Consider the following 22,915-nt stretch of genomic DNA (forward strand, 5'->3'; position numbering starts at 1 on the left):
CATCTCTATATAAATTGAAAAAAGATTTACACAATCCACTCCGATGACAGAACAACCTTCCAATCGCTGTTATCCCCAAGTTTTTTTCGATCCTTTTTCCAAAAGGGGAAAATGCGGTGATAAGCGTATGCTTCCGATGTAGCTTTCTTGCAGAAAGCTTTCAGGCGACCGCTTCGCTTTTTCAGGTTTTTTCTGTCCTCTCCGTTCGAGTGTAAATAAAAGTTCAACTTATACACGAAAACGATAAATTAACTATACTAAAGATACTGATAATCATTATCACTTGTCAACAGAAAATACTCAATCTTTTGATAAAACAAGGCTTTTTCTGTCCGAATATGGTGTTCGGCAAGGTGACATGCCACTTATTATATGAGAGTATTTCTCAATGATTCCGTGGTTTTTTCCCTTCGTACAGCTTTCACTCATTTGAATCCGTCATTTTATGTCTATATTGTGAACGAGCTGGATCATGCTGATGGATTTCCCGCACGCTTGGTTTCCATAAAAAAGATGACCCTGAAACCAACGTTTCAGGATCACCTCTATGTCCGAGTTCAGCTCGGCTCCTGCATCAGGTCGATAACGATCTCCGAGCCCTCTGCTCCCTGTTGAATGCTCACGACATGCTCCGGCAGTATATTTTTCGGCAGTGCCAGCTGCATGCCATAACGATACAACCGATCTGCTTCTGCCGCAGTCAGTGGCTTGGAGCTGCCTCTGTTGCCTGCAGCATTCTTGCCCCCAGATGGAACCTGATCACCGGATTTCCCCTGCTTGCCTGCTTCTGCATCAGCGCTTCCTTCGCCCTTCCCCTGATCCGTCCCCGTTTTACCAGATGCAGAGGATTCGGTCTGTTGCTTTGAAGCATCGCTTGACTGCTGCGCTCCATCGGTTTCACCTGTCACCGAATCATCAGTACCTGAACCGCTACTGGCATCTGCTGCACCCGCAGCACCTTCTCTCGTGCCTGACTTGGATTCACTGCTGTTGCCTGCTGAGCTGTCCGGGGAAGAAGCAGGAGCAGTCGTTGTATTCGACTTGCCCTCCGTGTTCAAGCTTCGCCACTGCTCCGTAACATCAAGCTCCTTCATGCTTTGATCATCCATAAGCAGCTGCAATTTGCCTTTTTCAAAAGGAATCCCACCTGTCTCGCTGCGAAAACGAATGACTAATTCAGCCTGTGATGCCTTGCCCTCCTGTTTATTGGAAGGAACAATGTACGCTATATAATCTGGTAGCTGCTCCTCAGGATGAGCCGGCACCACAGGTTCCTGCTCAGCAGGGGGCTGCGCCTGAGGCTCAGCCTTGTTGCTCATCAAGGCATACGTTCCACCTGCAATGCCTACAATCAGGATGAGCAGAAGCAGTCCTAGCCAGCGCTTTTTCTTCCGTCCAGTCAGCATGCGCATGAGCGGAGAGGAAAGCTCTGCTTTTGCCCGATCATAGATTGGCTTCATGGCTTTTCCTGCCTTGGCATAATACGGCCTGAACGCTGACTTGGAACGGAACGCTTCCCGGTCATGGGATTTGAAGTAATTGATGATTGCATCTGCATACCCTTTATGTGCATTGGAAGCCCGGACAAACATCCGCTGCGAACCTGACCATTCGAAGAAAGCATACAGCACTTCGGCTTGACCTGTATGACTACGTACAAATTGAATCAGACCTGAATAATCCAGCCGATTGCTGCCGCTCCCCCCGCGGTAGAACGCCAGCGCCAATGCCTCATACGCTGCTGGTCCCGCATGGCTTTGAAGCTCTGCCGCGAGCCAGCGACGTGTCCAGCGTTGAAGCTCATCACGCTCGGCGAGAGAGAGGGATTCGATGGCTTCTTCGGCATTGTCATCCCCGCTGAGCCAGGCTCTGGCGACCAGCATCATATTGGTTCTTGCCGACACGTCAGCACCTTGACGTGCAGCCCAATCTCGCACCTCATCTCCATGCTGCAGAATATCAATCTGAAGCAACTGGTCCCGATTCACGCGTTCCAGATCTAGGTCCTGAATCATATAGAGGTTAATTACATAAGCCAGCTTGTCCGCCAGCTTGGTTAACGCCTCCTGATATACGGCCTGTTGTCTTCCAGAAGAGACTTCCATTGACCTGTCCGAAGAATGAGCAGCTTGCTGTCCTGTACCGGACGTCACCTCCGATTGCCCGATATATCCTGTAATCTCCGGCTCCAGCGCACCCTTCCCGGTAATGCGGTCCAGTACACTGACCCGCTGAAGGGCTTTATTCGCAGATTCAACCGGATCCGGCGCGGAGCAGAGTCTTTCTCGCAGCTCTGCACAGGAACGCTCAAGCAACAAGGCCGATTGCAATAGGGACGGATGCGCTGTAACCCAACGCTGAACCAGCTCAATGATGCCAGCGGCGGTCTCCGTTTGCTTGAGCTGATGATCCAGATACGGTTCGAACAGCAGCTTGGTTAAAGAAGCATTGTTCAGAACCTTTCCAAAGAAGGCTCGGTGCAGCTGTACATCACGATCCAGAATCGCATACAGCTCCTGTACCGCACGCATCCGTTTCTGCGCACGTGCATTGTTTGCCGCGTAGATAAAATAATCTACAATCCGGGTCTTCACCACCGGTGCAGCAACCCGGAAATACTCCCCAAAGCGGGAAGCAACCGCTTCCTCGGGGACATTTTCCCGCCGTACACTGTCCAGCTCCCGGCTGAGCAAGGTCAGAAACAGCTCGTTCAGACGTGCGCGCTGCTGCTGCGCACCTTCCGGCTTCAGATACGTGAGCAAGCCGCTTAGAACCTCACTTTTGTTATTCAAGTACAGATCTTCCACACCTTGTTCCAGACTGTAGAATACCGACAGCTCCCCGTAAGCTTCAATGGACAGATCTCGTCCGGGCTCCATGCCTGCGAGCATCTCATCAGCGAATTCATAATATGCGGCCGCCCTTGCCTGATCCTGCACTAGAAACCAAGCGAATTCGGCATATGGCAGCTTCGCGACTGAAGCGTCCGCATGCGTGACACGTCCAGAGACGAGATCAAAGGTGAAATCCTTCTCTGTGTTCCGATCCTTGGGCCGCAGTGTACCACGCTCCACAAACTGAACATGAATGCCCTTCTTGGCCTGCGGCTCCTTGGCAAAGGTCATAAAGCCCAGCTGCCTGCGGAACGCATAGGGCAAAGCTCTATACAGCAGACGAAGCAGCGCCTTGGCCCCTGCCGTCACTTCCTCTGCGGCTACATCAAGCGCGATGTATACCTTGCGGCGTGCAGCGACAGACTGCATCACCGCGTAAAGCATGCGCTTGAACAACGTCTCATCAATCTTCAAGGCGCCAAGAATCTGGTTTGGTGTTGCGCTCAGCCCGAATTTCCCTTCGCTACCCCCCGTCGGCATCGCATCTTCTGCTGTTACAGGCAGCTTGCTTAGCGCTGGCAGCTCTGTTCCCTGCTCGATATCATATGAGGTGGCAAACAGGGTATCCAGCCAATCCACACGCTTCATCTGTTCCTCCATGCTTGCGGGAGATAAAACATAGTTATGAGCGAAGAAGGCGCTGCGCAGCCCGGTAAAATCCGTAGCCTGGTACACATTTTGCCCCAGAATCGTCTCGCCGCTCTCCAGATGAAGCAGGTGCATGGAAGCCGGAAACTTGCTCTCGTCCTTCTCCCCCCGACCTGTCAGCTCCGCAGGAGCATCATAGACGCAGTAGGGATGAAGCACTTTTTTGATAAACGCAGGGTCCAGTCCCGGCGAAGCCGCTACTGTATCGAACCCCTCTGTTGTACGGAACACCCCGCGCCGCTCTCTTGTGTACATCTGTTGTTCAATGGGCGGAGTCATGGAAGAACGCATCATCCCACTCTCCCCTCAATGTATTTCAGCTTGTATAGGAGCCATAGAAAAGGCTCGTCCACGCGGATCGGGCTGACCACACCCTGAATTTTCATATCCACCGGATTGCTACCGAGTGCAGATACGGCGAAATAAGCGGTGTCCTTGAAATACACATCCATCGTGCCCTTGAATGGGCGGTCCACCTTCTCGATAAAACGGCGAATCTCCCCGTCAATATTTTCGAACTCGGTCAGGTCAAACCACTCGCGGTGCACCATGTTGCGGAACACATTGCTGTTCGATTTGATGTAATCCCCTTCCTCATCCTTGAGGGAATGCAGCATGTCACTTTTGGTGAGCACAACAGCGGTTGGAATGTTTGTTTTGGCCTTGTCCTGATAAGCGATAAAGTCACCGAAAAGGGTCAGCACCACATCGCGGGGCTCATCATATTTGGGCGTCCATTCTCCCGGCTCGTTGCCGAGATTAATACGAATTTTGTCCCGAATGGACCGAATCTGAAGCGGGTCCACCATAAACAGAATGCCTGCCGAGTTTTTGATATGCTGTCCATGCAGGCCCAGATAATCCTGCTCTACCATACCTTCTCCCGCCACGTCAAAAAAAACCAGCGTCAGCGGCGCTTTATCCTCGTCCTTGAACACAAACTGGAAAATAAACGGCTCCTGCAGCTTCTCCTTCTGTGTGGAATCCAGCAGGTCGCCCCGCTCAAACAGCGGCTCTTCGTAATCGGCGCGGAAACGGCGGCTGATCTCGGCATTCAGCGGCATACACGCAGCATCAAAATGATCTGCTGTATAGTGCTGGAGCGTATGAATTAATGATGTCATATACACCGATTTGCCGACCTGTGATGCACCGATAATGGAAATGATGTTGCTAGGGGCCTTGCCTGCCGTTACAGGCAGCTCATTATGACAATGCGGGCACAACCGGCGGCGTGTTAACACACCGTAACGATCGTTAAGTCCCATCACGATGTTATCCGAATAGATCCGATGCTCCTCAGGCACGTCAAAAGGCGACAGTACAGCTTCCATATCAAACACCGTATCCAGCCCAAAACGCTCCCGGTATCGGTTAAGCTTGGCATCTTCCCCAAGGGCGTAGTCCTCGTCATCATCCCGATGATGTGCCGCACGGAACACCACCTCTTCGGGTGAGAACTTGCTGAAGCAGTAAGGACATACGATGTCGTAGAACAACGGGCGCTCCTCCGGCTGCTGTCTCTTCAAAAACCGGCTAAAAAAACTCATAGCCACTCCCCTCCCCATATCTGTGTAATACGATCGTCAAGTCCATTCAATCGGATATCAGCCTATAGGCAGCTCCGTATTTAGGGCCGTCCGTGAAGAATAACCTTACATAGTCGTCCTTGGCAACTTCAACGGAAGGCATCTCGTTTCTCCCTGGCGCAAAATCACTTACAAACGGATATACCGTACCATCCTCTCTGCTCAGCGGGACCCCTCCCTGCTTGCGAACATAACAGAGCGCTTCCTTCGGCACAGGTACTTCGGCTGTTACGGTAATGAATACTGTCTTGCGTTTCTGAAAAAAACCGCTCTTATAACGAATGGCAAAGCGGATATCCGCCTTGCCTGCACTTGCAATCCCTTGATTCTCCTCATCCTGCTGACGAATCAGCACAGGTCCGTGCTCCTGCATCAGGCACGCATACACGGTATACTGAATTGCGCCAAAGCCGGTGATTCGATCCGTATACCCGTTGTTGGCCTTATATTCCTCTCTCGTATACAGCTTCAGCTTGCCTTGTGTGTGTGTGGATAATGCGTGATCGCCGCTATGAGACCCTTCACTGATGGGATCTTCGCTCTCTCGTTCATCGTTGATACGGTTGAGCTCCACCCGTTCTATATATACCGCCTCAAGTTGTTCCGGCCAGAGCCAGCGAAGCGTGCAGCGTCCTTCGTCCACCGCAAGCGTCAGCTTTCGAATCCGGGGAGCGGAAGGATCAGCATCTGCATTCATAAACCGCATGTTCCAATGACCTCCCCGATGTTAAAATCCTTTGCTGCGTGTGTCTCTTGCACGCTGACCGAACCCTTCTACAGCAGATGTGCCGCTTCCGGCATCCCGGCGTCCCCGGCTTTTGCGTGGTGTATTCTCTCTAATCGGAACAATCCAGGAGAACAGGGTAAGCACCCCTGACAGAATCAGCATTGCCCCCAAACGTACAAAGGCGTCCCCCACGTTGGAGCCGTCCAGCCCCCACTCCAGCAAAAGTCCGGCTAGCAGTCCCGATACCGCACCGCCCACACCAAAGCTGAGTGCAAGATGACGGTTATCAAACACAAGCCCTAACGACACACCTAGAGCCACACCGATCAACAGTAGGGCGGCAACACGGAAGATCGCCAGATATACGCTGTGTTCCATTGCACCGGTACGTTCGGTCACCAGCGTACGCTCATCAATCGTATCGTAGATCTGCTGGAATGCGACATTCAGGCCGCCTGCATCCGGCACATCGTAATACATGCCACCTGTCTGCTGCGCGATGCTTTTGAGCAGGTCCGTACCCGAAGGATCTACGAGACTTAACCCAACGGTATGAATGGCAACCTGCTCCTGCACATACTGCGGCAAAATATGGGATAAATCAGCATCACTGAATCCGTCAGATAACAGAATAACGACCGTTCCCCGTTTCGGGTCCTGTTTCCCCTTGATCAATTCCATGCCTTCTGTGAGCACCGTGTCAAAATTGGTTCCGCCCGATGTAGTTACAATACTGTCGATCTTGCTGTTCACTTCATTTTTGGCGGCTTCGCTATCAATTGCAATAAATGGCTGCAGCAATTGTGGCTGATCATGGAACGTAATGACCGCTACCTGTTTGTCGCTTTCCATCTGATTGATTAAACTCTTCGCCGCTGCAAACCGTCCGTTATTCGGGTCTGTGTCGGTCATGCTGCCAGAGTTGTCGATCATCAGAATAATATCCTTGACCTGCTTCGCCCCGCCCGGATTGATCTGATACAGCAGCTGCAGGCCCAGTCCGGCAACCAGCAGCAGCGCGAGCGTTGCAGGTACAAGCAGCTTCCAGGACAAGCCCAGATACCTGAGCTTCCACGAAGCGCCGTTCAGACGCGGCGAGATCATCTCTGCCAGCAGGCAGAACAGTCCCACACTAAGCGCCACTACGCCAAAATATAATCCCATCAGCAGCAGGCGCGGCATCTCACCGAGCCACTGACGCAGCATAATTTCTCCTGCCGCAAAACCTACTGCTCCGCCGATGAGGCTGAACAGGACCAGGAGAAGATTGATTTTTCGCTGCATGTCTGCATGCATCCTTTCTTGGAACCTGCCAGAAGCAGGTTAACTTGGTTAACTCTTATCGAAGCGGAGACAATTTCTCCAGAAGCTCAGCAGGGTGAAGCTCATAGCCATTTTCGGTATACGAGTCGTAATACACCTTGCCGTTGCGGTAGACCATCAGATCCTCAAGGTGGAACCCGCCCATCAGATTCAGCTTCTCTACACCGCTGCTGCGCTCCTCATATACAACACCCAGCTTGTAGATTCGTGAGGTTTCCTCGGCATGTGCCGCGTAATCCATGAATGCACTGTGATGATCGCCAAAGAAATATTTCTCTTCATACCGGTGCTCCTGCGTATAATCGAACACTCTGATGCGAACCACAGCCTGCTCCTCCAATGTGCGGTACAATCTGCGGAACAGATCATCCCGGGTCAGTACGTCCCGATCCCGGTACGTAATCGTCACATTGGCTCGCTGCAGCAGCTCCTCCTCAAATGGCAGCCGCAGCGGCTCCGCAGAGAGCAGCAGTGCACGGCAAACGTGCATAAGACGCTGCAGCAGGCGGTCACTGCCGATGGCGGCAAGCTGGTTCATATCTCCCATGTATCTTTCCTCAAACCACACATCCTGTCCCCGTCTGGACTCCAGGTCGGCAATCAGTTCTTCCGTCACTTTACCGTAATACTCCATTACATTCTGGCCAATATATTCATCGGCCGCAGCAATACTCTCTTCCGCTGCGAAGCGAAGTGTACGCTCCAACGCTTCAAGCGAAACCGTAACCTCGCGGCTGAAGCGATGCAGCTCCTCCATCTCCGAATCGTAGCTGCGAAGCAGCTGCAGCTCATGCTCCAGCTGTAGCAAGTCCACCTTAGGTACGTATACACGTTCCAATAGACAATCAATCAGATTGCGTACGCTCTGTTTATCACGGAAGAGCGCTCGCTTGATCGGTTGATCCTCTACCCGCTCCTGCTGCCGCTGCTCCAGTAGCACACGTGCCGATTCGAGCTGCATTGACTTGTCCCGAATCAAAGCCAATAACGCCTCGCGCACACTGCCTGGCTCACCGCTGCTCCATGCAGCCCATTGAAAATAACCCGCTTCAGGGCGCTCCATATGAGACTGCTCAGCCTGACGACGCAGCGACCCGCCGGTGCTACGCTCGCGAACCCGTTCCTGCACCGGACGAATGACGTTATCACGGAAATAGGCCTCCGCTCCCTCTCCGAACAGCGCTCGCTCCGCTTCCCGCAAGGAGAGCGGCTTGAGCTCTGCAAAGCTGCGATTATGCGTCATAATCCCGCTCATGCCGCTAACCAGATCATCCCCTGGCAGCAGACCTTCCACTTTCCGTTCTACTGAAGCCGCATCCAGCCCGAAAAAGGCCAGCTTCTCCTTCATGCTCCAGTCCGGCTCCTGCTGCATTCGGACGAGCAGATAGCGGTACAGATGATATAACACGGTGAGTGCAATCGGTTTGTTCGGCCGTCTAATCTCGGCAAAGCCTGCGCTCGCATATCCGTGCTGATCGGAGGTGGTGCGAATATTATTTTTAAACGATGTATTATTATAGGTATTGGCACCTGTGCTGCCGATCGCTGCCCGAGCTTCATGCCCCTCATCCTGCTTGCGATTCTTCAGCAGACAGATGCGGCAGATGATCTCGGCATTTTCGGTCCAGCCGCCGGGAACACCTGTGCCGCGTTCGTTTTTGTCAGACAGCACATACACAAGATCATACAGAGGCGCCGCTGGATGTGTAACCGGAATCGAAATCCCGTCCTCCGTCACCAGCAGGCTGCCGCTGAACGTATAATCCAGCGACTGCATGTAATCCAGCTCACGCAGGAAGGCAAGTCCTGCTGCGCTCGCATATCCGAAGGAATCCACCTGCTCCATCTCGCTAACCAGCACGTGCAGATCGGTCAGCACCGATTTGAAGGACTGCGCCAGAATCGTTTCGGTCAGCTTGGTGATCTCCGGCAGCAGTACATTCAGCGGATCATCTGCCCGGGTGATGACCGTCACATAGATCCGGTCGAAGGATGAATACAGACGTCCGTATTCAGCAATACGATTGCTTACCCGCCGCATCGTGCGATTCAGTCCAAAGAGTGCCTCCGCTGACTCATGAAAGCTGCGGTGTACGTCCTTGCGCAGCGTCTTGGAAGGTCGCTGTGCCTGATAGGACGAAAGCGGCAGGTGATGATATGTCACCTGATGATCATCCGTTGCAGTAGAACGTCCACCCGCTATTTCTTCATATGAATCCTGCATATCCTGAAATGACGGTGCTCGCCCCGCTTGGCGAGACTGCTCCCCTTCGCCTTTTCCCTGCTCTGTGCCGATGTGCACATAAACTACGCCATCCTCGTTATCCCACTTCAAGCGGTTAATCTGCCTCACGGCAGACACCGCAGGTGCGACCAGATCACCGATAAACAGGAACAGGGCGGGGTAATGGATGCTGCTTCGTCCATCCCCCAGACTGCCCTGGCGTTCCTGCTCAGCGGCATATCGGACCGCATACTGCTGAAGCTCTCTCTTCAAGCTCGTCACTATGTGAGTGCCAGCATCTATCTTATACGCGGAAGACCTGTGATTCACTGCTCCCGTATTGGATTGATCATTCATACGATCAGCCACCTTATTTCAGCCTTCTGCGAATATCATTCAGCTTCGACGACATCGTTCTGTAGAACTGGTAGATGTCTTCTCCGTTCGCGAGTTCTACCCGCTCATACTCCAGACGATCACGTGATTCCATATACAGCGCAGCCAGATCATCCAGCTTGCTCAGGAGCGGTGTAATATCCTCGGAAGCAGTCAGCTCGTTATCCCGGCGGGAGGCTTTGCGCTGCAGCGTGCTGCGATCCTTCTCGGACAACGCACGGAAGCTGCCAAACACTTCATATTCCGCATAGTTGCGGCTTTTCATCAGGTTAGCAAACGGCTCCCATGCGTCCTCCTCCGCATCACGGTCATAGACGTAGAGCGCACCCTTTTTAACAATCGTATCTGTATACAAGGCTTCGATGAAGCGGTCATACCACTGCTCTTCGTCCTGGTATTGAGCCAGAATGCCTTCAAGCTCGGCCACTTTGGCAGTGATCGCGTTCATCTTCGCCAGCTCCTCACGTACCCGCAAGATGAGCTGCGGAGAGCGTACCAGGTTTTCTTTGGCCATATCCTCATTAATGCTTCCGAAAATATCCTTCATATTCACACGCGGCAAGCCTTCGGATTGCAGGCGTTTCAGTTCAATGACGGCCCGTTTCACTTCACCAAGGTTCGGCGTGGTGGATGTGAGACGCATGTCGTAGGCGGCCAGCTTGGCAGACAGGTCAAACGGCTCTGTCGTTACAATTGCATACCGGTTGCTCGTATTTTCATCCACGGATTTGGCGATGACGATGTGATATCCGAGCGCCTGCTCAAATTCACTGCGAACCCTTGCGTTATACTGCTTCACGCGAGCATTCTCGTACACATCTCCCCAGGATTTTTCCGGGATCGGAGACGGCAGATACGTCCAGTTGTTTTTCTCCGTCTGCACCAGATGGCGCCCAATACCCTCTTTGTCCAAAATGGTACGTTCATAGCTCTCCTCATAAACCTTGAGCGGTGTATATACAAAGAGCGGCACCCCGTTGCGGGTGTTCAGCCAGAAAATCCGGTTTCGCACTTCGCTTTCCTTTACAGTAAAGTGGGATTTACCCACTGCGTTATTCTGGTAGTTGCGGATACCTTTCAGTATGCCCGGTGCCTGTGCCGGCACAGATACGAATCCCCACGAAGGGAAGTGCAGACTGCCCGTGCTGTTGCTCAGATTAAACACCGGCACAGCCTCATCATCCAGCTTGCCTGCGATGAAGCGCTCCACAAATTTTTCGACAGATTCATCTTTCCCGTATTTGATCACCAGGAAGTCCTCCATCGAGCGAGTAATGAGGTCACCAAACTTCTCACTCAGGAAATCAGAGATCGAGCTGACGATATCAATCTCGTTTTCCTTCACCCACTGGCTAGAATTCTCCAGCAGCTCACGCGAGAAGTCGCGAATCAGATCATCCGTATCCCGCTTATCCAGCAGCCCGTCAACCAAATTCACGATATCCGGCACACTTACCACGTTCCAGTAATATGTCTTGTTGCCTTTATGATCTGTCTGCTCTTCGCCGCGTGTTAACAGATCACCGTTCTTGGCAAAGATAGAGCTGAGTGCATTCAGCGTCTCGGTAAATACGTTATAAATGCGGCTGTTCTCCTGATTCAGCAGTTCATACAGGTCTTCATAGAATTCAATCATCTGATCGTTGCGTTCCACATCGGCATGCAGCCAGTATTCATGAATTTTCGCTTCGATATAAGCATTCTTTTTCTTCTCTTTGGAGACAAAAGCACTCTTCGCATCGCCGAGCTTCTCTTCGGATTGCTCCTGAGCCGCTTCAATATCGCGTGGAATGCGGAAGGCATTCTCGCGCAGCGCTTCAATATATGACTGAATCATCTTCAGTACACAGAATCCTTTTTCGGTATAAATCAAACGAGAGACATAGAACGGCCCCTGTTCAGGATGCAAAAACATACGTCGAATCTGCTCTGTAAACTGACCCGCAATCTCGCCAGGCAGCTGTTTCTTCGCCTTGATATATTCCTCACGGGCACGAGCCAGAAAGTTCTGCTCCAGCTCTGTATCCATGTTCACAACCTGGGATTTCACCACGTTGCCATAGGACAGACGTTCACTGTTCTGGTAACCCGGCAGCGGCTCAGGTACGCGGGATTCGAAGGCTTTGACCACACTTTCAAGATCAATACCGAGCTTGCGGGCAAACTTCTCCGTATCCTCCTGATTCGGCGCTTTGGAGAACATGGTGCTCATTTTGTCGAACATCCGGTAGGCCAGATACGTTGTCATCTCTTCAATCGGCAGCACGGCGGAGGATGCACCGATAATGTTGTAATCATAGTTGGCCGGGTACACCTTGTTCATCTGCGCGATGTTCGTGCGAATGTTGCTGATATAGTCATGAATCGCAAATTCCTCGCCAGACTGCTTCTCTTCGCTGGAGATAAAGTTGGTAATATTCTCGGCGGTAACGTTCATGCAGTAGTCGTAGGCATTCTCCAGCAGCTTGCCCTCTGTATTCGTTGCCGAGATCAGGTGACACAGGTTAAATGGCGGCAGCGGTGAGTTTACGGTTAAAATATTGCCGTACTTCTGTGTAAACCGCTCACTGCGGCTGTCCACGTTCATCCAGTAATCCAGCTCCTTGAGCGCCGCATATCCGTTCTTGCGAATGTACTCGCGTGTGTGCTCGCTCAGGCTTTTGTTGGACAGGTTCACGTCTGGTGTAAACAGATAACCGAGTGTATTAACGCGGTCAATGCCGGCGGAGCCATGATCCCGCTCAATGATACCGCGCACGATATAGGAAATATCGAGGAAGCAGCCACTGCCTGTACCACCGGATAGACCAGTAAGCAGGAATACCATCAGTTTTTTGTTCGTGCCAACAGATAAGGTCTTGATTTTTTTGTCAATTGCCTGCACCACTTGATTGATCTTCGTGAACAGCAGCAGACGTCCTGCCTGACGTACTCCTGCGGCACCGTTCATGCCATCCGTAATGCTCAGTTCAGGGGACAGCCAGTCCGTAATATAAGGCTCCAGCACACTGCGATTCTGCAAAAGCCCGCCAATCTCGGCATTGGACAGCAATACAAATTCATTGATCGGATCAAGGCCGATGCCTCTATATTTCTTCGCGCGATCCTGTTCGTTCGTCTCAAACGCCAGAAATTCAACGTTATCCGGCTTCTCCATCTTTTTCTTGGACACCGGGTCCTGTGGCAGCTTGAAACGGCGATTAATCTGGTATTTCAGACGCAGCAGCGCGTCAATGCCCGTTCCCCCCAAACCGATAATCAGAATCGGGTTATCAATCGTATCCACTCTGATTTTCTCACTGACAATACCTCCGCCCAGTGATACATCCAGCTGTTGAATATGTTCTCTAACAATCGGTTTCATTCCATATCCTCCCTTATTTAAACCAGTTGGGCTACAAACTCATTACACTTGCCACTCCGATGACAGAGTAACCTTCCGATCGCTGTTATCCCCAGATTTTTTAATCCCCTTTTCTGAAGGAAAAAATCCAAGGAATAGCGTATGCTTCCGTAGCAGCTTTCTTTCAGAAAGCTTTCAGGAGAACGCTCCGCTTCTTCAGGTTTTCTCTGTCCTCTCGACGTTCACGTGTGAACAATTAGCCCAACTTATACTGGTATTCCTTTAAAGCAAATCATCCATTTAAACCAAATAATTTATTTACACCAAATAACTTATTTAAACCAATATACCGAACAATCAATTTACACCAAATACTCGATCAAAATCGTTTTATCCGCCTGTTGCAGCGGGATGCTCAGTCGATCACCGTTCTTCAGTTCAACCCCTGAGCTTGCATCCACCGCACGACCGGATTTCTCCAGCGTACCTCCTGCGGTATTACGAATAATTAATCTGTCCCCATTGCCTGGTGTGAAAATATATTTCTCGGTTTCCTTCAGTTCAGGATCAAGCTGCAGCAATTGATGCAGGTGGAACTTGCCCCGGAAGGATGCCAGCTTTTTATATTGAGGATAGGACTTGTCCCCCGTGTTCTCATCCCGAATCTCGACGATGATCTGACCGACAAAGCCGCGGTTTTTGCGTTTCAGCCAGCCCATCAGGAACCAGCCTCCTACCGCCACCACGATCAACGCAATGACGCCGAGAATAACAGGCATCCAAGGGAACGGCTTGTCATTGGCAGCCGCTGGCGTTGTCGGTTGTGCCTGACCTCCGCCTGCTCCCCCTGCGTTAACGAGGATCGGTGCGCTTTCGCGGTAGAAGCTGTCCTCCTCCGCACGAATAATCAATTCATAGTTGTGATTGTCCGGCACTTCAAAGGTGCCAGTGAAGCCTGAGCCGGTGTTCTTGAGCGGCTGCTGCTCGGTCTTGCCTGTGTCCTTGTCCTGGACAACAAGTGTGGCTTTCATATCCGCATACAGGTCTTTATCCTGTAGCGGCTGACCGCCATTTTCGAGCTTTGCAGCCAGATCAATCTTGTCCCCTTTCGTATAGGACTTGGTCTTAATCGGGTCCGCAACGAGCTGAAGATCGTAGTTAAACAGCAGGTTGATATCAATGCTGTCTTTCGGAGCCCCTTTTACCCGAAGCTTCCAGTCGCCCTCCTGAGGTTTCAGCAGCTTCACAAGGGAATAGCTTTTGGACGTGGACAGCTTGGCTTCTTTGGAATTCAGATTGATGCTCTTGCCGGAAGGGTCCGTTAACTGCACCTGTACCGGCTTCGAGGACATGATGGAAATATTCGCTTCCAGCACGCTGTCGTTCGGTACGTTCACGGTAACTTCCTGATAACTGCCGTTTCCGGTTACAGAAGGCAGCTTCACAACATTCAGCTTGGCGTGATCGGCAAAGATTTCACTTAAAATTTGCGGCAGATCATCTGGTGTATCGGTAATAAATGACTTTCCGCCCGTTTGCTTAGCAAGGTCAGCAAGTGCGTTTTTGTTCAGCTTGCCGTCCGCGTTTAGCCCGATGGTATAAACTGGAATGCCTTTCGCTTGTGCATCCTTGACGGCTTTGGCCAGATCGGCATCGGACTGGGCCTGTGTGCGTCCTTTACTTTTGTTAAAATCGTTGTTGCCATCCGCCAGCAACACAATCATCGGCGAGTGAGACGGATCAGCGCCATGGTTCAAAATGTTCATGGCCTCCGCAACCCCTACCGAAATATCGGTGTATGGCCCCCGGCCGAGCTGGTCGATGAAGTCCTTCAGATTGCTTTTGTCGGCATCCGATTGAATCTCCAGCATCGCCTTCTCCCGCTCCACCTGATCGGTGTAAGCAACGATCCCTACTTTATCGCCAACGGCTGGCAGCATATCTATAAACATTTTCATCGCTTCGTTGCTGATCTTGTCGCGATCACTTGTATTCATTGAGTTGCTGACATCGGCAACGAGCACCGCGTCAATTCCGTTTGTCTGCGTCTGAGCTGCTTCCGCTTGGGGAAGCAGGGATGAAGGCAGCAGCAGGGTTAGTAATACCAGCAGAACCAGGGTTCCGCTAAGCCAGCGTATTTTGCGTGTGCGCAGCATGAGATGTACTCCTTCACGTTTGAGATTAAAATGGGAATAGTTTATTATAGGCGTCAAGCCTTAAAGAAATCTTAACAGTCTGCTAATAAAATCTGAAAAGCACCCCTATTCTGAGTTACAATTTTGTAATGTTTGACAAAAATCGACGAATCTAGGTCTTTTGCTGGAACGATTTTACCAACTATGGAAATATGATATAGTTATTGCCGCCAAACTGCAACATAAAGCGCTTGATTCTCAAGCCTTGGAAAGGGACGGATTATGGTTACATACGTATGCCTCGCCATATTGTTTCTTTTTGTCGTTATCAAGGGGATCTCATTCCAGCTGCATCGCCGAAAGCCGGTTTCCCGTGAAGATACGGACCGAACCCTGTACAACATCCTGAATGGCGGGCGTGATGGAGCATGAGCACAAAAAAAGTAGTATCCATACGACCCTTTAACCGAACGACATATGCCTTCGAAAAGTTGCACGTATGCAAGCGCTGCGGACAGTATACTTGCCTTTGGGAAGATCACTGCACCTCCTGCGGGCGCAGAACGCTTGTTACTTTGCGAGAGAAGGCAACTTCCCGGGTAAAACGACGCATGGTGCGTGATGTTTTGCTGGTTATGCTGCTTGGCGCTGTTGCCACTTATTTCGGTGAAACGCTGGACCAGTCCATGCTCGCTGCTACGGTGACGCTATTGCTGCTCGGTGGCCTGATTTTCATGCAGCAACGTGCCTTCCCGATCGAGAAGCTGCGTGAGATGAAACGTATGCTGCAGCTGGACGAAGAGGGCGTACGGCAGGGCATCAACCGCAACTGGGCACTAGTTGCCGAAGCCCGCAAAGCGGACGAGGTGCTCGCCTACGAGATGCTGCGCGAGATTGGCTCGCTGGTCAACAATGACCGGATTCGGCTACAGCAGGTGGCGCTGCTGCAATCCTTTGTTCTGCGCAGCGACATGGATCTACAGCTCAGGACACTCCTGCTCCAAAGCTTCGAGCGACTGCTTGCCGAATATATCGGTGAAGTTGCACGGCTGAAGCCGGAGCTGATTCGTGAAGACGTGATTCGTTATATCGCGACGTATGAGGTTCATATTTTACAGCTACATAACGGTATTCAGATCTTGACGGCCGTTGCCGCCGCTGCCGTGCGCAAAAGCAAATATATCGAGTTATTTCCCAGCCTGATTACCCGCTATGCCCGCTTTATGCCTAAAGATCGGTTCATGCGGCTCTATCATACCATCGAGCGTTATCCAGCCAAAGCGCGTGGAGGTCTCGCCGAGTCCGTAGGCCGAGTGTATAACGAGAAGTACCGGGATCACTATGCAGATGCTCATGGGTAACGATACAACAGATAGCAGCTAGCAGTTAAAGTTTATCGTTGCCTCAAAGGCCCAACAGAAAGAACTGCGCATTGGCATATCCCAAGTGCGGATGCAGGTTCAGGTTCATGTGAATGGGAATATGGATGTTCACTTACACACCTGTGGACGCAGAGACCGGGATAATCTCGGGTTCGGGTTCGGAGATGTGAGTGTGACCGCCTATGATGCTACAGCTTGATACGTGAAACAATGCCAATTGGCTCCCTAAATATAGACGAACTGTACGTTGTGCTCCCCTGCATCCTTGCCAGACAACAGCAAGATATCATGCCATCCTTAATCATATAAGTTTTAAGCAGAAAACACCCCGTCCTTAGGTCTAGGATGAGGTGTTTTGTCATTTCGTTTCACACTGCGCCACTGCGCCAATTCTAACGATCACAGAAAACCTTACTTACATCAAATCAGCGCTCCGAAATTTCTAACGATCCTCAGGAGCCTTATTTCTCAAAAACACACTCAATATCCGCTTCATTTACGAAATATCCGTCAAATAACGTCTCTCAGGATCGTTAAAATTCCTTAACCCTTAAAAAAGCCTAAATAAGGTTTGTGGTGATCGTTAGCGCTCGGGATGGGAATAAAGCTGTAGCTCCATGATGATATGTAGGTGTGTGCGCCGATGGCGCGATGAATTCATGGTGTCGGATGTGCGGTGTTCGGTGCAAGGCGATGGATTATGCTGCTGGATGTGCGGTGTTCGGTGCAAGGCGATGGATTATGCTGCTGGATGTGCGGTGTTCGGTGTGGGGGACATGGATTATGCTGCTGGATATGCGGTGTTCGGTGCGGGGACATGGATTATGCTGCTGGATGTGCGGTGTTCGGTGTGGGGGCCATGGATCATGTTACTGGATGTGCGGTGTTCGGTGTGGGGGACATGGATTATGCTGCTGGATGTGCGGTCTTCGGTGCGGGGCCGTGGATCATGCTGCTGGATGTGCGGTCTTCGGTGCGGGGCCGTGGATCATGTTACTGGATGTGCGGTGTTCGGTGGGGGGACATGGATTATGCTGCTGGATGTGCGGTGTTCGGTGCGGGGCCGTGGATCATGTTGCTGGATATGCAGTGTTCGGTGTGGGGGACATGAATTATGCTGCTGGATGTGCGGGGCCGTGGATTCTTGATGAGTAATGTAACCCATGTTGCGCAGTAGCTGTGGGATGAAAAGTGAATCGGAGCGATATTTACTTGTGTAGATAAGTACGTATGTGTTTATGTAAAAAAGGGTCGCGACGGCTTTGCCTGCGACCCTTGATTCGAGCGTTCGGTAACTATCGTACACGAACACTCTCGGTATGTGCCATGCGGCATCCGCTGATGCGGCGGCATGGCTAAGCTTGCTGGCGCAATGGGCGGCTACTGCCGCTGCTTGCGCCCAAGAAGTTACCGCCCGCGACGAGAATCGCGGCGGTCGCCCCTGCCCGGACCGCGTCCCGCGGAGTCCGGGCGGCCAGAGCCAGCGCCGCCACGCCCTGCGGTGCGCTTGTCTGCGCTGCGGCCAGCCCAGCCGCCGCTGCTACGCTCTTCGCCGCGGCTTGCACCACCGCGGCCACCTTGGCCCGTGCCGCGACTGCTGTCGCTGCTGCGCGCCGAACCGCGGCTCGTGCTGCGCTCATCGCCGCTACGGCCGCCACTGCGCCCACCGCTGCGGCCTCCTGCGCCGCCGCGGGAACCACGACCGCCACCGTCTCGGCGGTCGTTCCGGCCTGAGCCGCGACGAGCACTGCCTGTCCCGGCTGAGCGACCACCGCGCTCCTCATCGCCCTCGCTATGAATGGAGCGGCGCGTAGCTCCCGTAGAAGCAACTGGACCCTCACTTGTCCACTGGATGCGGTTCAGCTTCTGATTCGTGCCCTCCTCTATACGAGCAAGCTCAGGTCTGTCATGCTGAGTGGCAAAGGTCACCGCAAGACCTGTTCCTCCTGCACGGCCCGTACGGCCGATTCGGTGAATATAACTTTCCGCGTCATGCGGCATGTCATAGTTAAATACGTGGGTAACCCCCTCCACGTCTAGTCCCCGCGCTGCTACATCCGTTGCTACAAGCACCTGAAGCTTCGCATCACGGAACGCCTTCATGACATTTTCTCGCTTCGCCTGCGACAAGTCACCATGAAGCTCATCGCTGTCATAGCCTGCTGCACGCAGATCCTCATTCAGCTTCGAAGCCCGGCGTTTCGTCCGGCAGAAAATAATCGCCAGATACGGGCGATACGTGTCAATCATGCCACGAAGTGCATCAAACTTGCCGCGGTCTGTACATTCCAGCACCTGCTGGCGAATCTGATGGATCGGAATCACTGACTTGGAGGAAACCTTCACGTCCTCCGGGTCTTTCATATAGTTTTTCGCCAGCACGCGAATGCCCTTAGGCATCGTTGCCGAGAACAGCATCGTCTGACGTTTGTGTGGCAATTCACGAAGAATCGTCTCCACATCGTCCAGAAAGCCCATGTGAAGCATCTGATCCGCTTCGTCCAGCACCAGTTTTTTAACATTATCCAGCTTCAACGTACCACGGCGCAGGTGATCCAGAAGACGGCCCGGTGTTCCTACAACGATCTGAGTTCCGTTTTGCAGCTTGCGCAGCTGCTTCTCCACATCCTGTCCACCATATACGGCAAGCACGTGAATCTTGTCATCGTTCGCAGTCAGCTTCTTCGCTTCTTCCGTAATCTGCAGAGCCAGCTCACGCGTTGGAGCAATAATCAGCGCCTGCGGAGAGCGGTCGGATACGTTAATTTTCTGAATGATCGGCAGCAAAAAAGCCAGTGTTTTCCCTGTGCCCGTCTGTGCCTCGGCAATGATATCACGTCCACCCAGCAGTACCGGAATCGAACGTTCCTGTACCGGAGTCGGCACGGCAATGCCCTGATGCTTCAATACCTCGCACCATTCGGGGCGAATGCCTAGTTGTTCAAAATTTGTCAATCGTTACACCTCTGTATGTTCATTTAGATAAGTCCATTTCATAGATAACCTCAGTGACCTGAGACATGATGCGCACAAGGCATCTCCGTATTTATTTGAATTCATCTATTCCCGCGGCTAATTTCCGAGTATAAGCCTGCACTTGTTCTCCTATACCGGGTACTGCAGACGCTATTCACATCTGTATCTGTTTCGGAAGGTACACTCACGTTCCAGCCAAGACTTGTCATAAAGCTGCTGAAGTACATCTTCTACCGCCTTGTCGCCCCCCTGCCACGTCACTTTCCCCTGACATGCCCCGGCATGCCTGCGGATACGTCCTGACTTGGAACAAAAATTTAGCAAAATCTGCTTTCTTCAGCGTTTTCAGACACACCTTAGTTTCCCTGAATTCAACGCTGCTTATGAAATGAATTTTTAAAAAGCAATCCACCGTTGCTCTTCTTCTCCATAACCTGTAGTTTACACGTTCGTCCAGCAAAACAAAAGCGAAACCGCACCACCACACCAATTTGTAGCAAAAGGGCTCACCAAATCCCGGTATTTTGACAACACAGTTCAACCCGGCAGTGTACTCTAATCGTGTCACGGGCCAGCAGCGGAAGCAAAGGCTGTTCTGCAAAAACACTTTTTTTTTGTTCTCTGGCATAACTTCACCCGATGAAATCGCGTTGACTTTTATATCCGAAACACCAAGCACCCGTTTCCTTCTACATCGGCATACAGATCAGGCTGCTTCATCATCTCAACCCGTTGTCTAAACCGAGTTAGGTTATTACTAGAATGGAGGAGGAACAACGTTATGCAGAAGAACAGTTTACGCAAGTGGGTTATGTGGGTACTTCTCGGCACAGCCTTGCTGATCATTCTCAGTTTACTATCCATCCTGAACAACGTTGGCTACAGCAATGTAAAACAAATCATTCGTTTGCAGACAAGTGGTCCTTCCATCCTACGCATCGAGCATCCTACGGAAGGTATGGAGCGTTACCTCACCAAAGATCAGGATAATCCTCAAGAGAGGTTGAAGTCACGTATGACGCGCGAAGGCTGGATATATGAGCAGCAGGAAGGCAACGGTTATTTTTTCACCAAAGGCAATCAGCAAGCTATTGTGACCCTGCGTAAATGGAATCATTTTTACGTTATCTACAGTATAAAGGCGGGTATCGTGAACCTGGAGGGTTAGATTAGATAAAAGGAGTGAACAGGAGGGGGGATGCCGTCAAAAAAGGAAAAGCACCTGCTCTCGCTCACCCCAATCAGGCTCCATATTGTTAGTGTTCATAGTCACAAAAAAAGGCTCCCCTATCAGGTCCAAACCCTGAAAAGAGGAGCCGATAAAACAGCATACGACGTGTTACATCCTGCCAAACGTATGTTTACTTCACCTAATTCTCTACACTTACCCAGTTTACAAGCTTGTCACTTGATCACCTGTTCCCTCTGTTACTTGCTTGGTTAGTCGATCCGTTGAACCCTTCGCTGCTTCGTTACGTGCTCACTTGGTCAGCTTGTTTGGTTTTCGACCTGAACATATCACCCATCTATGACTGCGCCGTACCTGAGACAGCAAAGCCGCTACGCTCCAGCAGACGGGAGCTTTCTTCGTTCAAGCCACGCAGATGTACCGTTTTGCCCAGCTTGGCGTATTTGAATTTCACTTTGCCAATCGCTACAACCGCCGTGTTATCCCAGATATGTGAGCCACCAAAATCAATCGTGATGTCCTGCGGATCAGCCTCTGCGTTAAATTCATCCACGAAATGGGATGAGGAGCCAAAGAAGAATGGTCCTTGCACACGATACACCTTCTGGCCCTGCTCTTCCCCGGCCTGTACGCGAATCTTGGTCTGCTTCCAGCCAAAATGCAGTACACTGAGCACCACGCCCACCAGCACCCCAAGGGAAAGATCATGCGTGTACACCACAATCGCTACAGTAACCACCATGACGATCGCTTCCGCACGAGGTACACGAGCAATATTTTTAACAGAGCTCCAATCGAATGTACCGATACACACCATAAACATGACGCCAACCAACGCCCCCATCGGCACTTGCTTCACGACTCCACTCAGGAGCAGCAGCAATATGGCAAGAAACGCACCTGCGGTGAAGGTTGATAAACGACCACGTCCACCCGACTTCACATTAATGACAGACTGACCGATCATCGCACAGCCGCCCATGCCGCCAAACAGCCCGTTCACAAAATTCGCAATGCCTTGACCGCGTACCTCACGGTTTTTGCTGCTCTTGGTCTCCGTCATCTCATCTACAATAGTTGCGGTTAGCAACGACTCCAGCAAACCAACCAGCGCCATCGTAAACGAATAAGGCAGCAGGATCATCAGTGTGTCCCATGTCCACGCTATATTCGGCAGATGGAACATCGGCAGTGTGCTTGTCAGATTGCCCATCTGACCTACCGTTTTCACATCCAGATGAAAAACAACCGTAATAATCGTCATAATGATAATGGCGATGAGCGGAGCCGGAACCGCTTTGAAAAAGCGCGGCAAAATATAGATAATCGCCAGCGTGCCCGCCACCATCGCATACATGATCCAGTTGGCTCCCGTAAAGTGAGTCAGCTGCGCCATAAAGATCAGAATCGCCAGTGCATTCACAAACCCGGTCAAGACCGAATGAGGCACAAACGTAATGAATCGCCCTACTTTAAATATGCCTAAAATAAACTGAATGACACCCGTCAGAATGGTAGCCGCAAAAAGATACTCCACCCCATAGTCCTTGACAAGTCCTACCATCAATACCGCCATAGCTCCTGTTGCTGCCGAGATCATGCCCGGTCTGCCGCCCGCAATCGAAATGACGATCGCAATCGTAATCGAAGCGTATAACCCAACCATCGGATCTACACCTGCAATGATGGAGAACGCAATCGCTTCTGGAATCAGCGCCAGTGCTACCGTGATGCCTGCGAGCACGTCTCCGCGGATATTGCCAAACCACTGTTGTTTTAAACTATTCATATGTTGTTGCTTTGCCTCCTAATATATTCCGCGTATTTGCATGAGCAATCCAGCTGATGAATAACGGAAGCCGCACACACCTGATCAATCACACCACAGAGCCCCAGCTAGTCAGCCAGCATGAACAGCACAAAATCACGGACGATTCGCCGTAATCCGCTCGCTCTGCAGCATGATGCACACTTCTACATAACGTAAACGTTCTGTAAAAGCTACCATGCCATTACCGTTCCAGGTTGTACGTACTGCATTTCCGTTATACTGCTCAGTTGTCCTCCTGCATACAACACCATTCAATGA

At 51.5% G+C, this 22,915-nt stretch carries 15 protein-coding genes; 4 read left to right on the forward strand and 11 right to left on the reverse strand.

The genetic code is table 11. From position 1 onward, the window contains the following. Positions 1–557 precede the first annotated feature (557 nt). From DFQ00_RS06810 to DFQ00_RS06840, 7 genes are all read right to left on the reverse strand, one after another. Positions 558–3,833 carry a GAP1-N2 domain-containing protein gene (locus DFQ00_RS06810; protein WP_208643756.1) on the reverse strand — a complete coding sequence of 1,092 codons (3,276 nt, stop codon included), beginning with the start codon at positions 3,831–3,833 and terminating at the stop codon, positions 558–560. After that, a complete protein-coding gene (locus tag DFQ00_RS06815) occupies positions 3,833–5,092 on the reverse strand; it encodes a TRAFAC clade GTPase domain-containing protein (protein ID WP_110895720.1) in 1,260 nt (419 codons plus the stop codon). Before DFQ00_RS06815 ends, DFQ00_RS06810 begins: the two co-directional genes overlap by 1 nt. Before the next feature lie 46 nt (positions 5,093–5,138). Then, a complete protein-coding gene (locus DFQ00_RS06820) occupies positions 5,139–5,837 on the reverse strand; it encodes a beta-mannanase (RefSeq protein ID WP_110895721.1) in 699 nt (232 codons plus the stop codon). 21 nt (positions 5,838–5,858) lie between these two features. Further along, positions 5,859–7,142, reverse strand: coding sequence for a vWA domain-containing protein (locus DFQ00_RS06825; protein WP_110895722.1), 1,284 nt, complete (start codon positions 7,140–7,142; stop codon positions 5,859–5,861). 55 nt (positions 7,143–7,197) lie between these two features. Continuing rightward, positions 7,198–9,762, reverse strand: coding sequence for a transcription initiation factor TFIID (locus tag DFQ00_RS06830; RefSeq protein WP_244213714.1), 2,565 nt, complete (start codon positions 9,760–9,762; stop codon positions 7,198–7,200). A gap of 13 nt (positions 9,763–9,775) precedes the next feature. Further along, positions 9,776–13,165 (reverse strand): tubulin-like doman-containing protein, encoded by a 3,390-nt coding sequence (locus tag DFQ00_RS06835; RefSeq protein WP_110895723.1) that lies wholly within the window; start codon positions 13,163–13,165, stop codon positions 9,776–9,778. Positions 13,166–13,506: 341 nt separating this feature from the next. Continuing rightward, entirely contained in the window at positions 13,507–15,300 is a 1,794-nt protein-coding gene (locus DFQ00_RS06840) for a vWA domain-containing protein (RefSeq protein WP_110895724.1), read from the reverse strand. A 261-nt stretch (positions 15,301–15,561) separates the two neighbouring features. Between DFQ00_RS06840 and DFQ00_RS29080 the strand changes: the two genes are divergently transcribed. The 3 genes from DFQ00_RS29080 to DFQ00_RS29445 all read left to right on the forward strand — a co-directional run bounded on the left by DFQ00_RS29080 (position 15,562) and on the right by DFQ00_RS29445 (position 17,809). Next, positions 15,562–15,711 carry a hypothetical protein gene (locus DFQ00_RS29080; RefSeq protein ID WP_167433622.1) on the forward strand — a complete coding sequence of 50 codons (150 nt, stop codon included), beginning with the start codon at positions 15,562–15,564 and terminating at the stop codon, positions 15,709–15,711. Positions 15,712–15,890: 179 nt separating this feature from the next. Next, positions 15,891–16,640 (forward strand): hypothetical protein, encoded by a 750-nt coding sequence (locus DFQ00_RS06845; protein WP_110895725.1) that lies wholly within the window; start codon positions 15,891–15,893, stop codon positions 16,638–16,640. Positions 16,641–17,296: 656 nt separating this feature from the next. Next, complete coding sequence (locus DFQ00_RS29445; RefSeq protein ID WP_208643757.1) at positions 17,297–17,809, forward strand: hypothetical protein; 513 nt, start codon at positions 17,297–17,299, stop codon at positions 17,807–17,809. Between the two features lie 259 nt (positions 17,810–18,068). On the opposite strand, the gene DFQ00_RS06855 is transcribed toward DFQ00_RS29445, so the two are convergent. After that, complete coding sequence (locus tag DFQ00_RS06855; RefSeq protein ID WP_110895727.1) at positions 18,069–19,616, reverse strand: DEAD/DEAH box helicase; 1,548 nt, start codon at positions 19,614–19,616, stop codon at positions 18,069–18,071. 226 nt (positions 19,617–19,842) lie between these two features. Further along, positions 19,843–20,316 carry a hypothetical protein gene (locus tag DFQ00_RS06860; protein ID WP_110895728.1) on the reverse strand — a complete coding sequence of 158 codons (474 nt, stop codon included), beginning with the start codon at positions 20,314–20,316 and terminating at the stop codon, positions 19,843–19,845. A 102-nt stretch (positions 20,317–20,418) separates the two neighbouring features. Here DFQ00_RS06860 and DFQ00_RS06865 point away from each other — a divergent pair, with 102 nt between their 5' ends. Then, a complete protein-coding gene (locus DFQ00_RS06865) occupies positions 20,419–20,805 on the forward strand; it encodes a hypothetical protein (protein WP_110895729.1) in 387 nt (128 codons plus the stop codon). Positions 20,806–21,163: 358 nt separating this feature from the next. Here the strand turns inward: DFQ00_RS06865 and DFQ00_RS06870 are convergent, their stop codons facing one another. Both DFQ00_RS06870 and DFQ00_RS29450 read right to left on the reverse strand, forming a co-directional pair. Continuing rightward, positions 21,164–22,615 (reverse strand): SulP family inorganic anion transporter, encoded by a 1,452-nt coding sequence (locus tag DFQ00_RS06870; protein WP_110895730.1) that lies wholly within the window; start codon positions 22,613–22,615, stop codon positions 21,164–21,166. Positions 22,616–22,750: 135 nt separating this feature from the next. Next, positions 22,751–22,912, reverse strand: a complete 162-nt coding sequence (locus tag DFQ00_RS29450) for a hypothetical protein (protein ID WP_208643758.1) — start codon at positions 22,910–22,912, stop codon at positions 22,751–22,753. Between the last annotated feature and the right edge of the window lie 3 nt (positions 22,913–22,915).

The organism is Paenibacillus barcinonensis (assembly GCF_003217495.1).
Classification (GTDB): domain Bacteria; phylum Bacillota; class Bacilli; order Paenibacillales; family Paenibacillaceae; genus Paenibacillus; species Paenibacillus barcinonensis.